The sequence below is a fragment of the Sphingobium sp. VMM genome, assembly GCF_056790315.1.
The window spans coordinates 62,046-76,534 of record NZ_JBXGSI010000002.1 but is presented as its reverse complement, the minus strand read 5'-3'; the positions used below and the strand labels follow the sequence as shown (position 1 = coordinate 76,534).

The following is a 14,489-nucleotide window of genomic DNA, read 5'->3' as shown; positions in this document are numbered from 1 at the left end:
TGTAATTTCATATGTAAATATTGGCCATGTCGAGAAAGGCGGGCGATCATTTTGCGAACAGAACAGGCAAAGGCCTCTTAACCATTGTAAAATGCTTCCATGGCCTAATAATGCAATGAATGAGGCAAGGTTGCTCAAGGTTTTGAACCCTCCCGCGCGCGCGGGCAGCATGGACGCGTCCTGCGCCATGTCCGCCTATTTGCCTGCGGCTTTGCTGTTGCTGGCGGGGCTGGTCGGGCTGGCGGCCGCCTGGATCATGAGCGGCAGCGGCTCGGGACGCTATCTGGTGATCGCGCCCTGGGGGGCGTCGCGGGCCGAGGCGATCAACCTGGTGCGGGCGGCCGACGGGGGGCTGGTCGGCATGGGGCGCCTGTCCAACATCATCATTGCCGGGTCGAACCGGCCGGATTTCGCGGCGGCGTTGCGCAGGGCGGGGGCCTGGGGCGTGATTGCGACGCCGTCGCGGATCGAATGCGGCGAACCATTGCCGGGGGGGCAGACATCATGATTATCGAACTGGACAAGCTGCGTTTCCATTTCGGTCGCTTCCTCGTGCCGCTCTTCTGGGCGCATGTGCCGTTGCTGGCGACGGTGGCCCTGCTCACAGGCCATTCGCCGATCGCGGCGGCGCTGGGCGGCACATTGCTGGCGGGGGCCTATCATCTGACCTGGTGGCGGCAGGGGATCGCCCCTGCAACCCGCTATCTGTCCGCCGTCGCACTGATGGGCGAGCCGGCGATCCTGCTGTTCCTGCTGCGCGGCCATGCCTGGCAGATGGACATGCACATGTATTTCTTCGCCATGCTGGCGCTGACCATCGCCTGGTGCGACAAGCGCGCCATCCTGGCGGCGGCGACGGCGACGGCGCTGCATCATCTGCTGCTGCTCTATCTGCTGCCCTATGCGGTGTTTCCGGGGCAAGGCAATCTGGAACGGGTGCTGCTGCATGCCGGCATCGTCGCCTTCCAGACGGCGGTGCTGGTCTGGCTGAGCGACAAGCTGGTCGAGAGTTTTCAGCGCAACCAGAAGATGGGCGAGGAGATATTGGCCAAGAATCAGGCGTTGGAGGCGCGGACCCGCGAGGCCGAGGAGGCCAATCGCGCGAAGAGCCTGTTCCTGGCCAATATGAGCCATGAAATCCGCACGCCGATGAATGCCATATTGGGCTTCTGCCATCTGGTCGCCCGGACCGACCTCGACCCCAAGCAGCAGGATTATATCGGCAAGATCAATCAGGCTGGCGTGTCGCTGCTGCGGCTGATCAACGACATCCTCGATTTCTCGAAGAATGAAGCGGGCAAGCTGACGTTGGAGGCGCATCCTTTCACCCTGCGCAGCGCGATCGAGAACCAGATCCAGCTGGTCGCGGCCAATGCCGAGGCGAAGCAGGTCAGGGTCGTCTCGCGGGTCGACGCCGATGTGCCCGAGCGGCTGATCGGCGACGAAATGCGTTTCTGCCAGGTGGTGCTCAACCTGATGAGCAACGCCGTCAAATTTTCCGAGGAAGGCACCGTCACCATCGGCCTTTCGGCGTCCGAGCAGAATGGCCGGGTGCGGCTGAAGCTGGCGGTGCGCGACACCGGCATCGGCATGACGCCCGAGCAGCAGAAATCGCTGTTCCATTCCTTCACCCAGGCGGACAGTTCGACCACGCGCCGCTTCGGTGGCACCGGCCTTGGCCTCGCCATCTGTCGCCAGATCGTGGAGCAGATGGGCGGCGACATTGCGGTCGAGAGCGCACCCGGCCAGGGCAGCAGCTTCATCTGCCACATGCTGATGGATGCGGACGACCGGGCGATGGGACTGGAAATGCCGATGTCGGCGCATGTCCGCCGGCTGCGCGTACTGGCCGCCGACGACAATCCGGCGTCGCGCCAGATCATCCATGACGTCTTTGCCGGCTGGGGCATGGCGGTGGATCTGGTGGCGTCGGGTGGCGAGGCGATCGCCGCGATCGAACATGCCGACGAACGGGGCGAGCCCTATGACCTGGCCCTGCTCGACTGGAAGATGCCCGGCCTGGACGGGATGGAGACGGTCGATGCGCTGCGCGGCAGGGCGCTGCGCCATCCCCAGCCCAAGGCGCTCATCATCACCGCCTATGGCGCCGACGATCTGTTGCAGGGTGTCGATACCGACAAGGTTGCCGCCTTCCTGACCAAGCCGGTCGTGCCCAAGATATTGCTCGATACGATCACCGAGATTTTCGCCGAGGAACATGCGCCCGTCGTTCATGTCGCCGCGCCGGGCACGCCCGCCCTGCCGATGGTGGCCGAAGCGCTGCGCGGGCTGCGCGTGCTGCTGGTCGAGGATAATGAGATCAATCGCGAGATTGCGGCCGAACTGCTGGACGATGCCGGGTTGAAGGTGGATTTCGCGGAAAATGGCCGCATCGCCTGCGACATGGTGCGCGATAAGGGGGCGGGTTATGCCGCCGTGCTGATGGACGTGCAGATGCCCGAAATGGACGGCATCAGCGCCACCCGCATCATCCGCGAGCAGTGGAGCGCCGAGGATCTGCCGATCATTGCCATGACGGCCCATGCCTATGAGGAGGAAAAGCAGCGCTGCAAGGCCGCGGGCATGAACGATCATATCGCCAAGCCGGTGGAGCCGCCGGTGCTGGTCCGGGTGCTGGATCGCTGGCTGAAGGCGGGGCGAGTGACCACGCCGCTGCCGTCGCCGGTCGTGCCGACGGTTGCCGGTTCGTCGCTGCCCGATCGGCTGCCGCCCTTCGACCTGCCCGCCGCACTGGCGAGGGTCAATGGCAAGACCGGGCTGCTGCGCAAGCTGATCGTCACCTTCGGTGACAGCTATGACCATGTCGGCCGGGATTTGCGGGCGCATTTGGCGGCAGGGTTGCTGCCCGATGCGCGGCGCCTGGCCCATAGCCTGAAGGGCGTGGCCGGATCGCTGGAACTGCCCGGCGTCCAGCAGATCGCGTCGGACATCGAACGAATGTTGGCGGCGGATGAAACCGGGCCGGCGCTGGCCGCGATCGTCGATCTGGAGGTGGCGATAGCACCAGCGATCGCCGCCGCGCGCAGCCTGACGGCGGGGGCAGAGGCATCGGACGTCGCGATCGTCACCGTCCAGGATGATGACGCGGTCGAACAGGCGCGCACCGAGTTGCGCGGGCTGCTCGCGCGTCGGAGCCTCAGCGCCCGCGCCGGGTTCGAGCGGCTGGCGCAGGCAATGGGACTGACGCCCGAGCAGCGCTCCGGCCATCCGGTTCAGCGGGCGCTGGAGCAACTGGATTATGAAACCGCCCTCGCGCTGATCGATGCGCCGGGCGCGGGCACAGCAGGCCGGTCGATCGATCGGGCAGGAGCGACGTCATGAGCAAGGCCACCATCCTGATCGTCGATGACGAGATTTCGAACATCGAAATCATGAACGCCGTGCTGGAGGATGATTATGAGATCTGCTTCGCCACGTCGGGCCAGCAGGCGCTGGACATTGCACGCACGGTGCAGCCCGACCTGATCCTGCTGGATGTGCTGATGCCGGGCATCGACGGGTTCGAAGTCTGTCGCCAGATCAAGGCGGACATCATGCTGGTCGATATACCGATCATCTTCACCACCGGGCTTGGCGATACGGAAGATGAGATGCGCGGCCTGTCGCTGGGCGCGATCGACTATGTGACCAAGCCGATCCAGCCGGCGATATTGCGCGCGCGGGTCGGCAACCATGTCGAACTCAAGCGCCTGCGCGATCAGCTCGCGACGCTGGCCGTCACCGATGCGCTGACGGGCCTGAGCAATCGTCGCCACATGGAACGGTCGCTGCAGGCGGAAAGCGCGCGCTTGACCCGGACCGGGGAATGGATGTCGGTCATCATGCTCGACATCGATTTCTTCAAGCAGTTCAACGACACCTATGGCCATCCCGCCGGGGATCGCTGCATCGCGATGGTCGGCGCCGCGCTGACCCGTGCGGTCAAGCGCGCGACCGACCTGCCGGCGCGCTATGGCGGCGAGGAATTTGCCTGCATCCTGCCCGGCGCGGACCCCCAGGGGGCAGAACTGGTTGCGCAGGAAATCCGGCTGCAGATCCAGTCGCTCAACATTCCCCATGCCCAGTCGCAGGTCAGTCCCTTCATCACCGTCAGCATTGGCGTCGCCAGTGCCCGTTGCCATGCCGACCTGCCCGCCGAGCTGTGGATGGCGGAAGCCGATCGCCAGCTTTACGCCAGCAAGCAGCGCGGCCGCGATTGCATCACGACCAGCCAGTTCGACGCGCAGACCTGCCATGGCTATTCCCTGGCAGCCAATGAATAGGCGCTGTTCAGAGACGCCAGATCAGAAGATGACCGTGACCAGCACCGTGTCCGAATAGCTGCCCGGCGGGACATTCTGCCCGGCCGGGATACGGCCATATACCGTCGTGGTCTGGTCCAGGTTCAGCAGCGCGATGAAATTGCTGGTCACCGTCTGCGATCCGCCGGTCCCATCGCCCCAGACCTGGTTGCGCGCATTGCTGGTGTAGAGATTATAGGCGAGCGTCGAGCCGCCACTGGTCAGGACGCGCGGCGCATAGGTGGACGATGTCCCTTTGCTCAGCTGGATCGTGTAACTGCCGCCCAGTGCGACCACCAGCGAGCAGCGCACGCGCACCGTTCCCGATGAATCATTATCCCCGCTGGCGACCGGGTTGTAATTGCCGAAGCTCAGGCCGCTTGCCGATACGGTACAGGTGCACAGGGCCAGGGGATCACACGCTGCCTGCGCGGGTGTCGCCATGAACAGGGCCGCCAGCGCGACCGCAACGGCGTAGAGGGCATGGCCAGTGCGCATCCTCATCCTCCTTATGGCACGCATGTCAGCGGCCCGATCACTGGTAGCATTTCGTCCGGCACGGCGTCGACCCGAACATGGCAGGGGCCGTGCCCCGTATCGACGGTCAGCATCATGCCGGGATGAAGGCTGCGGATGAAGACGGCACCATCATTGCCGACAAAGGATTTTTCATCTTCCGCGGTGACGCTGGCGCCGATTTCCGCCGGCGCGCCGCCCGGCAGGACGATGCGCAATGTCGCCGGATGCTCCCGGACCGCGACGAAACGTGCGCTGACGGCACCCCGGTAGCGCGGCACTACCCTGATCTGGTCATTGGGCATCCGGATGTCGATCGGCACGTCCGCCGCCGCGATGCTGAGGCGATTGACTTCATAGGGGCGCAGGTCGGGAATGACGGCCATGCCACGGGCGTCGGTCCGCGCGACCAGTCGGTTTTCCTGATAGATGCGCACATCTGCCTGGCCGGGCACGCGCACCACGGCAAAACCGCTTTCCACCCGGCGGGTCGGGAACAGCGCGCCATCGGCCAGCAACAGCCCGCCCTGGCCGGTGACACGCCAACCGGTTTGTCCGCCGGCACGGTCCACCTGCGCGGTCATCTCCGCCGCATTGCCGCGCCACAGAATCTCGCCCTGTTGCTGCGCATTGCTGCCGGTCGAAATCGCCGCCCGATAGCCCCAGCCGCCGCTTTGCGGCGGGGTGCTGCGCATTTCCGCCCGCACGCCACCCCGGTCGGCCTGGAGATAGGCGCTGCTGCGCGGGCCGAAGGGGATGGTCAGGTTGAAGCCGATGCTGTTTTCATGGCCGCTTTCCGAAAAGCGGCTGCGGATCGCGTAGGCGCTGACAAAGGCCTTGTCGCGCAGGGACAGGCTGTAATTGCCCGACAGGACGCGGGCGGACTGGCTGTCGGCATAGGTCAGGCTGGTATAGGATGCGCCGATCGTGCCCATCGTGCCCAGGCTCCATCCGGCAGAGCCCTGCACCTGTTCCACGATCCGCTCGCTGTCGCGCTCCACGCCGATTTCGCGATAGCGGTTCGACGCCCGCTGATAACTGAGAGCGACGTTCCAGGTCGGTGCGTTGCGGGCGAAGGCCGCTCGATACAACAGGCCCTCGCCGACCTGGCTCGTCGATCCCGCTGCCGCTAGGCTGATCTCGCCGATCGGAACGATGATCATGTTGACGCCGCCGCCGGCCATGGTGACGTTGGCGCTGGCTTCGGCCCGTCCCTCGATCGTCAGCCGGTCGGTCAGGCCGCGGCGATAGGTGCCGGCCAGGAAGGGATTGTCATAGCCGAAGCTGCGCAGCCCATAGCCGCGCCGTTCGGCTCCTGCCTCCATAGACCAGGATGCCAGGCCCGCGCGGAGCAGGTGGGAACTCACATAGTAGCTCGACGTGACGCGCCGCTCCACGCCCAGCGGATCGCGGATGACCAGCGTCACCTGGCCGGCGCCCGTGACCAGCGGCACCTGGTTGATGGAGAAGGGCCCCTGGCCGACGTCGGTCTGGAAGCGTTGGGTGCCGTTCACCAGCAGCTCCACGTTCGACGGCACGGCAGCGCTGCCGGCAAGGGACGGGGTCGGAAAGGTCAGGAGGCTTGGCTGCAGGGCGAACTCGGTGCCGAAGCGCACGCCGCCAAAGCGGATCTGCCGCGTCCAGTCGCGCGCGTCCGTCACGCCATCGCCGATGACGAGGCGCGTCAGGTTGATCGGATCGTCACGCAGATAATAGCTGTCCAGCCGGGTCGCCCGGCCATAGACCGTGCCGTCGCCCAGCAACATGCTGTTCGACACCACGCCCCAGTCATCGGACAGCCCGGCCTCCACGAAGGCGCCCAGGCGCGCCTTGCCGGCATATTCGGCAGAAATGTCATAGTTGAGGAAGGCGGCGAGCATATTGTCGCTGGGCGCGGCGACGGCGCTGGCCGGCGCAACGCTGGTCGCTTCGAAGGCTTCGGGCGACACCGTCAGCAACAGGGCCTGGTTGGGCTCGTCGAAGGCGGCCGCGACGCCGCCGAGCGCGGATAGCGCGACAAAGGCGTCGCCATCGATCATCATTGCAGTGCCGGTCGGCGGGCGCATCCGCCAGGCGGCCAGATCCTTCACGCGCACCAGGAATGTGCCGGCGCGCTGCGCAAGCAGATAGTCGCCTGGCAACAGCCGGCCATTGAGCGTGACCGAGGCCAGCATCATTGTCGCCGTCGCCGTCGCGTCTGCCGTCGTCGCAATCGCGCCTGTCGTCGGCGCGCTGTCCTGCGCGCTGGCGATGCCGCAACTGGCCACGACGCAGGGCAGGACAAGAAGGGTGCTAGCGCGTCCCACCGGCATGGGATGCCGACTAGAGGACGAGCTCTGCGGTCAGGCTGCGCTGGCCGGTGGCCGCCTCCAGCGTCAGCTTCTCTCCGCCGCCCACCGGTCGTTGCATGTCGAACAGGAAGCTGCGTGTCGCGCCGGGAAGGATGTAGATCGATTCCTGCCTTGTCGCCAATGCGGTGCCGTCGGCCCGCTTCAGGTCAAGGCGATTGAGGTGGACGTGCGCGCTGCCTTCATTGCGTGCGGTCAGCGTGAGCTGCCTGTCATTGGTGGCGGTCAGCTGCCACGCCAGGGATGCCTGCGCACCGGGCGCGGTCACGAAGATCGGGATGCTGACGCGCAGCAATGTGCGGATCTCGCCAGCGGCGGTCGGGCGATCGGTCGGGATCTCCTCCAGGAAGACGCGATAGCTTTTCTCGGTCGGTGAGGCGGCCGTGCGCAGGCCGAAGCGCGCAATCTGCTGCCCGCCTGCGGCTATTTCGAACAGCGGCGGATTGGCCAGGATGTCGCGTGTTTCCTCGAACAGATCCTGCCCATTATCCTGCCGCCATGCCACGACCCGCACCTGCATGCGGGCGGGGGCATCGCCGCTATTTTCGATCGTCATCGTCTCGACCGGGGTCTTGTCGTCAAGCGCGACCAGGACCGGATAGATTTTCAGCGTCGCGGCCCAGGCGGTGGTTGGCTGTGCCAGGGCGAGCAGGGCCGCTGCCGCGCGTCGTGCGAACATCTTGGGCATGGCCGCCTCGCTCCGGATCGATCAATAGACGACGTTGACGGTGATGGTGTCGCTATAGGAACCGATCGGGACATTCTGGCCGGCCGTGATCCGGCCATAGACGGTCAGGGCATTGGTGCCGACCGGCGCCGTCGCGGCGGCGGTGTCGGTTGCAGGCGTGTTGCCCCAGTTCGTCGTGAGCGCCGAATCCTGATACAGCGCATAGCTCAGCAGATTGCTTCCGCTCGACATCTTGCGCGTGGTCACTGTTGCCCCCGATGCCGTGCCCGCGGTCAGGCCGACCGTGTAGGTGGTGCCGACCGTGCAGAGAACCGACAGGGTGGAGGTGGCGTCGGTCGGCCCGGTTGCGGTCGGGTCATAATTGCCGAACGCCAGCGCCGTGGCCGACACGACGCAGGCCTTGATCACGGTTGCGGTAACCGGGAAGGTCGTGGTGGTGGTGGCTGCCTGGGCCGTGCCTGCAAGACCCGTCAGCAGGGCCGTAGCTGCGAGGGATGCGGCCAGTTTGAAACGAAACATGTGTCCTCCAACACCTCAAGCTTTGATGGAGGGAGTATCGTCAATGTCGGTTAATAACGCGCTTTTGGGCAAAAGGCGGCTTTACCAATATTTTGCGTAAATCGCTTTCGTCGCAAGGCAAAGGGGGCGGTCCCTCAGAACTCATAGGACAGGATGTCGTCCTGTCGGCTGTGATCCATATTGCCGCTGCGAAGGGATGCGACTGTTCCGTTGTCGCTGGACGATTTCACCATGCGATAATGATATTGTCCGCAATTTCCAGCAGCCTGTTCGCTGGAAATGCGGCAGGGCTGCACGACCACCGCGCCGACCAGCAGCGAGCCATGCGCGGCCTGCTGCGCAGGCGCAGCAGTGCCGATGGCCATCGATCCTGCAATCAGGAGGGTGCGGCCGGAATGGCGCAACATGCAAATAACCCCGTTCATCGCGCCCTCCTAACGGATCGAAGCGGCAACTGACAGCGATTCCTGACTGGCGGCCGAAGGGTAGGCGATGCGTCGAATAGGGAATCTATGCATAGTCCATGAAGGGGGAGACGCTGACGGCGGAGCGCAGTGGGGCGTCAAAGCGGCTCGGACCGGTCGATCCGGCCGCTGTCGAGCAGCGGTGCGGCGTCGATCGAATCTGCGTCCATCAGCATCGCCAGCCTTTCCGTCGCGGCAAGGATCATGGCCTGTTCCCAAGTGGGAAGGGCGTCGAAGCGATCGGTAAAGCGCTTCTGCAGCGGGTCGGGGGCGTCGGCCAGGGCGTCGCGGCCGGCGGGCAGCAGGGTCAGGTGGATCTGGCGCTTGTCGCGCTCGCCGCGCTGGCGCTGGACGAAGCCGAGCGCGACCAGCCGGTCGACGATCGCGGTGATCGTCGCCTGGCTGAATTGCAACGCCTGCGCCACGGCGGAGGGGGTGACGGACAGGCGCGTGTCGATTTCCCGTAGCACCAGCAATTGTGAGGGGGTGAGCCCGGTCGTCGTCGCCAGCTGACGGCTGCCGATTTCGGTCGCGCGCAGGACGCGGCGCAGCGCGCGCAGGGTCAGGGAGGCAATTTCGGAATCCATGGGAAGGCGCATAGCGCGAAGTCCCGCAAAGCGCCAACGGGGCCAAAAGTTCCTCATCATATACTTCATCATATGAAATATAATTTCGGCTTTGGGGTTGAAGATGGCGTCGGTGATCGGCATATAACCGCCCGTCTCGCCGGAGAATCTGCTTCTCTGAGTAAAATATAATTCGGGAGATGAACAATCTTCGATTCCCAAGCTACAGCGGCTGCTTCGCCGCCACGGGCTTCTGCGCGCTCTCAATCGGGCGAGGGGCAGGACATCGTCTTACGCAAGCCCGTCGCCACGGACGGGCCGGCCATCAGCGGATTGATCGCGGCATGTCCGCCGCTTGATCCCAATTCGGCCTATTGCAACCTGCTGCAATGCACGGACTTTGCCGACAGTTGCATCGTCGCAGAGCGCGGCGGTGCGGTGGTCGGCTGGGTATCGGGCTATCGCCCGCCGGCAGCGCCCGACAATTTCTTCGTGTGGCAGGTCGCGGTTTCCTCCGCCGCGCGCGGCCAGCGCCTTGCCGGGCGCATGATCGAGGCGCTGCTGGCTCGGCCCGAACAGGCCGGCGTCGCCCATCTGACGACGACCATCACCGACGATAATCGCGCCTCCTGGGCCCTGTTCCAGGGGCTGGCGCGGCGGTGGGGCGTTCGGATCGAAAAGACCGCCCGCTTTGAAGAACAGGCCCATTTTGCCGGCGCCCACGCCACCGAATGGCAGGCACGCATCGGCCCGTTGCCGACCCCGGCACAGAGTTGAGAGAGATTGAAAAGCATGACCGTCACGACCCAGCCCAAACCCACCAGCGCCATGCCCGACACGGCCATTTATGAGCGGCGCGAGTCCGCCGTGCGCAGCTATGCCCGCGCCATGCCGCGCCAGTTCAACCGCGCAGAAGGCGTGTGGATGCACGACAATCAGGGCGGCCGCTATCTCGACTTCCTGTCGGGTTGCTCCACGCTCAACTATGGCCACAACCACCCGGTGCTGAAGGCTGCGCTGGTCGACTATATTGCCGGCGACGGCATCACCCATGGCCTCGACCTGCACACCGATGCCAAGGCCGACTTCCTTGCCACGCTGGAGGATGTGATCCTGCGTCCCCGCGGGCTTGATTATCGCGCCATGTTCACCGGGCCGACCGGCACCAATGCGGTCGAAGCCGCGATCAAGCTGGCGCGCAAGATAACGGGTCGCGAACTGGTGATCGCCTTCACCAACGGTTTCCACGGCATGACGCTGGGCGCGCTCGCCTGCACCGGAAATGCCGCCAAGCGCGGCGGCGCGGGCGTGCCGCTCAGCCATGTCGCCCATGAACCCTATGACGGCTATCATGGTCCCGATGTCGATACTGCCGACCTGCTGGAACGGCGCCTGTCCGATCCGTCGAGCGGCCTCGACGCGCCGGCCGCCATCTTGGTGGAGACGGTGCAGGGGGAAGGCGGCCTCAATGCCGCCTCGCCGCAATGGCTGCGTCGGATCGCCGAGATCGCCAGGCGCCATGGCGCGCTGATGATCGTCGACGATATCCAGGCTGGTTGTGGCCGCACCGGCCATTTCTTCAGCTTCGAAGGCATGGGCTTCACGCCCGACATCGTCACCATGGCGAAGTCGCTATCGGGCATGGGTCTGCCCTTCGCGCTCACCCTGTTCCGTCCGGAACTGGATCAATGGGCGCCGGGCGAACATAATGGCACTTTCCGGGGCAATAACCATGCCTTCGTCACCGCCACCGCCGCGCTACGCCATTTCTGGGGCGATGCGCAGTTCGAGCAGGATATCGCCCGTCGCGGCGCGCTGCTGGAACGGCAGCTGGACGCGATGGCGGCCGAACATGGCCTGTCGGCGCGCGGCCGCGGCATGATGCGCGGCATCGACGTCGGATCGGGCGAAGTCGCTCAGGCCATCACCGCCGCCTGCTTTGCGCAGGGGCTCATCATCGAAACCAGCGGCGCGCATGACGAGATCGTCAAGATACTGGCGCCCCTCGTGATCGAGGACGCCGTGCTGTCGGCCGGCCTCGACATTCTCGAGGAGAGCATCCGGTCCGCGCTGACCGTCATCTATGGCGTCGCCGCAGAATAAGAGGAGATTTCAGACATGATCGTTCGCAAGCTTCAGGACATCCGCAAGTCCGACCGCAATGTGAAGTCCAAGGGCTGGGAAAGTGCCCGCCTTCTGCTGAAGGACGACAATATGGGCTTTTCCTTCCACGTCACCACCATGTACGCGGGCGAGGAATTGCACATGCACTACCAGAACCATCTGGAGGCGGTGCTGGTGCTCAAGGGCACGGGCACGATCGAAGATCTGGGCACCGGCATCACCCATCAGCTGGCGCCCGGCGTCATGTATGCGCTCAACGCCCATGACCAGCATATCGTGCGGCCGGAAACCGATATATTGTGCGCCTGCACCTTCAATCCGCCGGTCACTGGCAAGGAAGTGCATGACGAGAATGGCGCCTATCCCGCCGATACCAGCGCCGCGCGCGAGCCTGCGCTGGCCGACTGATGCGTGACGCTCCGGCATTTTCAAAGCAGATGGCCACATCTGCTGACTCGGAAAATGCGGACAACAACGAAAATTGGAGCTTGATCCGATTCAGTATGAACGGATCAAGCTCTGGCTTGGGCGCTGCCCGAGCCGGCCACGCCCTTATTACCTTAGTTTGAAAAAGGGGGAGTCCCATGAAAGACCTCTACCCGTCCCGCCATGCCGACATGGCGGAATTCTTGCCGCGCCACGATCCGGTCGTCCATGCCGACTGGAGCGCTGGCGCGCCGATCAGCCGCGACCAGGCCGATGCCTTCGAGCGCGACGGCTATCTGGTGCTGGAAGACGTTTTCTCAGACGCGGAAGTCGCCTTCCTCCAGCACGAGGCCCGCAAGCTGCTGGCCGATCCTGATGCGCTGGAAGGCGAAACGGTCATCACCGAACCGGGCGGCAAGGAAGTCCGTTCCATCTTCCGCATCCATGCCCAGAGCCGGGTGATCGAGCGGCTGGCGGCGGACAGCCGCCTGGCCGGCGTTGCCCGCTTCCTGCTGGGTGACGATGTCTATATCCACCAGTCGCGGCTCAACTATAAGCCCGGTTTCCAGGGCAAGGAATTCTACTGGCACAGCGATTTCGAGACCTGGCATGTGGAGGATGGCATGCCGCGCATGCGCGCGCTGTCCATGTCCGTGCTGCTGGCGGAAAACACGCCGCATAACGGTCCGTTGATGCTGATCCCCGGATCGCATCGCCAGTATCTGACCTGCGTCGGCGAGACGCCGGAAGATCATTATCGCCAGTCGCTCAAGCGCCAGGAATATGGCGTTCCCGACGAGGACAGCCTAGCCGAGCTGGCGCATCATCATGGCATCGTCGCGCCGACCGGCAAGCCCGGATCGGTGGTGATCTTCGACTGCAACATCATGCACGGGTCGAACGGCAACATCACGCCGTTCCCGCGCGCCAATGCCTTTCTGGTCTATAATGCGGTGTCCAACCGGCTGGAGGCGCCCTTTGGTGTCGACCGGCCGCGCCCTGCCTTCATCGCCGCGCGCGGCGAGCCGCCGGTCATCGCTCCTGTCACCGGTCCCCTGATGCAGGAGGCGCTGGCATGAGCAGCCTGCATAGCGTCGAGAAGATCGGCGGCACGTCCATGGCCGCGACCGCGACATTGTTCGACAATGTGCTGATCGCCGGCCGCAAGGGCGCGGACCTTTACAACCGCATCTTCGTCGTGTCGGCCTATGCCGGCATGACCGACCTGCTGCTGGAGCACAAGAAAAGCGGCGAACCGGGTGTCTATGCCCGCTTCGTGGCGGACGAGGATGCGGATGGCTGGCGCCAGGCGATGGAGGCGGTGCGCCGCGCCATGCAGGAGCGCAATGCGACGATGTTCGTCCGCGCCGACCGGCTGGCGGAGGCCAATGCCTTTGTCGACATGCGGATCGATGCGGTCGCCGCCTGTCTTGACGATCTGGCGCGGCTGCGCAGCCATGGTCGCTTCTGCGTCAAGGAACAGCTGGTGACGGTGCGCGAACTGCTTGCGGGGCTGGGCGAAGCGCATAGCGCGCATTCGACCGCGCTGCTGCTGCGCGACCGGGGCGTGAATGCGCAGTTTGTCGACCTGACCCTGTGGGACCAGCAGGACATGCGCGAACTGGACGACCGGATCGGCCAAGCCTTTGCGCCGATCGATCTGGCGACCACCCTGCCGATCGTCACCGGCTATGCCGGATGCAGCGAGGGCATGGTGCGCCTTTATGCCCGTGGCTATTCAGAAATGACCTTTTCGCGCATCGCCGTGCTGACGAAGGCGCGCGAGGCGATCATCCACAAGGAGTTCCACCTGTCGAGTGCGGACCCGCGCCTGGTCGGCACGGACAAGGCGCGCAAGATCGGCCGCACCAACTATGACGTGGCGGACCAGCTTGCCAATCTGGGCATGGAGGCGATCCATCCCGGCGCGGGCAGGGGGCTGCGCCAGACCGACATTCCGCTGCGGGTGCGCAACACGTTCGATCGGGAAGATGGCGGCACGCTGATCTGCGGCGCCTATGTCTCCGACACGCCGCGCGTCGAGATCGTCACTGGCGTGCGCCAAGCGCAGGCGCTCCAGTTCTTCGAGCAGGATATGGTCGGCGTGAAGGGCTATGACGCGGCGATATTGGACGTGCTGGCCCGCCATGGCGCCTGGATCGTCAGCAAGGCGTCGAACGCCAACACCATCACCCATTATCTGTCCACCGATGCGGCGACGGTGAAGCGGGTGATCGCGGATTTGCAGGCGCGCTATCCCGACGCCGCCATATCGGCCCAGCCGGTGGCGATCGTGTCGGTCATCGGCAGCGACATCGCGCGGCCGGGGCTGGTGCCCGATGCCCTTCGGGCGCTGGCCGATGCCCATGTGCCGATCGTCGCGATGCAGCACCAGATCCGCAATGTCGACGTGCAGTTCATCGTCGATGTCGATCATTATGAGACCGCCGTGGGCGCGCTGCACCGGGCCCTGGTGGAGGACGGGGCGGAACCGGCGGAGGATCGGCGCGCGGCCTGATCCGCCCCCGGTCATCCCC

14 protein-coding genes are annotated in these 14,489 nt (G+C 64.9%); 8 read left to right on the top strand and 6 right to left on the bottom strand.

What is annotated here, in order from left to right:
* Window positions 1-187: 187 nt before the first annotated feature.
* The 3 genes from ACUCV3_RS03050 to ACUCV3_RS03040 are packed head-to-tail and all read left to right on the top strand — an operon-like array spanning window position 188 to window position 4,283.
* Window positions 188-508, top strand: a complete 321-nt coding sequence (locus tag ACUCV3_RS03050; protein ID WP_010338507.1) for a hypothetical protein — start codon at window positions 188-190, stop codon at window positions 506-508.
* A complete protein-coding gene (locus ACUCV3_RS03045) occupies window positions 505-3,342 on the top strand; it encodes a response regulator (protein ID WP_278377062.1) in 2,838 nt (945 codons plus the stop codon). Before ACUCV3_RS03050 ends, ACUCV3_RS03045 begins: the two co-directional genes overlap by 4 nt.
* The gene (locus ACUCV3_RS03040; protein ID WP_278377063.1) at window positions 3,339-4,283 is read left to right on the top strand and encodes a diguanylate cyclase; all 945 of its coding nucleotides are present in this window, start codon (window positions 3,339-3,341) and stop codon (window positions 4,281-4,283) included. The genes ACUCV3_RS03045 and ACUCV3_RS03040 overlap by 4 nt, the downstream gene beginning before the upstream one ends.
* A gap of 21 nt (window positions 4,284-4,304) precedes the next feature.
* On the opposite strand, the gene ACUCV3_RS03035 is transcribed toward ACUCV3_RS03040, so the two are convergent.
* The 6 genes from ACUCV3_RS03035 to ACUCV3_RS03010 all read right to left on the bottom strand — a co-directional run bounded on the left by ACUCV3_RS03035 (window position 4,305) and on the right by ACUCV3_RS03010 (window position 9,423).
* Window positions 4,305-4,799, bottom strand: a complete 495-nt coding sequence (locus ACUCV3_RS03035; RefSeq protein WP_279606448.1) for a Csu type fimbrial protein — start codon at window positions 4,797-4,799, stop codon at window positions 4,305-4,307.
* Between the two features lie 11 nt (window positions 4,800-4,810).
* The gene (locus tag ACUCV3_RS03030) at window positions 4,811-7,129 is read right to left on the bottom strand and encodes a fimbria/pilus outer membrane usher protein (RefSeq protein ID WP_278377065.1); all 2,319 of its coding nucleotides are present in this window, start codon (window positions 7,127-7,129) and stop codon (window positions 4,811-4,813) included.
* Between the two features lie 10 nt (window positions 7,130-7,139).
* On the bottom strand, window positions 7,140-7,853 hold the full coding sequence (locus tag ACUCV3_RS03025; RefSeq protein WP_278377067.1) for a fimbrial biogenesis chaperone: 714 nt from the start codon (window positions 7,851-7,853) through the stop codon (window positions 7,140-7,142).
* 21 nt (window positions 7,854-7,874) lie between these two features.
* On the bottom strand, window positions 7,875-8,372 hold the full coding sequence (locus ACUCV3_RS03020; RefSeq protein WP_278377069.1) for a Csu type fimbrial protein: 498 nt from the start codon (window positions 8,370-8,372) through the stop codon (window positions 7,875-7,877).
* 134 nt (window positions 8,373-8,506) lie between these two features.
* Complete coding sequence (locus ACUCV3_RS03015) at window positions 8,507-8,797, bottom strand: hypothetical protein (RefSeq protein WP_278377071.1); 291 nt, start codon at window positions 8,795-8,797, stop codon at window positions 8,507-8,509.
* 137 nt (window positions 8,798-8,934) lie between these two features.
* Window positions 8,935-9,423, bottom strand: a complete 489-nt coding sequence (locus ACUCV3_RS03010; RefSeq protein ID WP_169861750.1) for a MarR family winged helix-turn-helix transcriptional regulator — start codon at window positions 9,421-9,423, stop codon at window positions 8,935-8,937.
* A 264-nt stretch (window positions 9,424-9,687) separates the two neighbouring features.
* Here ACUCV3_RS03010 and ectA point away from each other — a divergent pair, with 264 nt between their 5' ends.
* From ectA to ACUCV3_RS02985, 5 genes are all read left to right on the top strand, one after another.
* Window positions 9,688-10,179, top strand: a complete 492-nt coding sequence (ectA, locus tag ACUCV3_RS03005; RefSeq protein WP_278377117.1) for a diaminobutyrate acetyltransferase — start codon at window positions 9,688-9,690, stop codon at window positions 10,177-10,179.
* Between the two features lie 15 nt (window positions 10,180-10,194).
* A complete protein-coding gene (gene ectB, locus ACUCV3_RS03000) occupies window positions 10,195-11,505 on the top strand; it encodes a diaminobutyrate--2-oxoglutarate transaminase (RefSeq protein ID WP_278377075.1) in 1,311 nt (436 codons plus the stop codon).
* Window positions 11,506-11,520: 15 nt separating this feature from the next.
* Window positions 11,521-11,934 (top strand): ectoine synthase, encoded by a 414-nt coding sequence (locus tag ACUCV3_RS02995; protein WP_007712251.1) that lies wholly within the window; start codon window positions 11,521-11,523, stop codon window positions 11,932-11,934.
* Between the two features lie 176 nt (window positions 11,935-12,110).
* Window positions 12,111-13,031: an ectoine hydroxylase gene (thpD, locus tag ACUCV3_RS02990; RefSeq protein WP_278377103.1), complete on the top strand. Its 921-nt coding sequence runs from the start codon at window positions 12,111-12,113 to the stop codon at window positions 13,029-13,031.
* Window positions 13,028-14,470 carry an aspartate kinase gene (locus tag ACUCV3_RS02985; protein ID WP_278377104.1) on the top strand — a complete coding sequence of 481 codons (1,443 nt, stop codon included), beginning with the start codon at window positions 13,028-13,030 and terminating at the stop codon, window positions 14,468-14,470. The genes thpD and ACUCV3_RS02985 overlap by 4 nt, the downstream gene beginning before the upstream one ends.
* The last annotated feature ends 19 nt before the right edge of the window (window positions 14,471-14,489 follow it).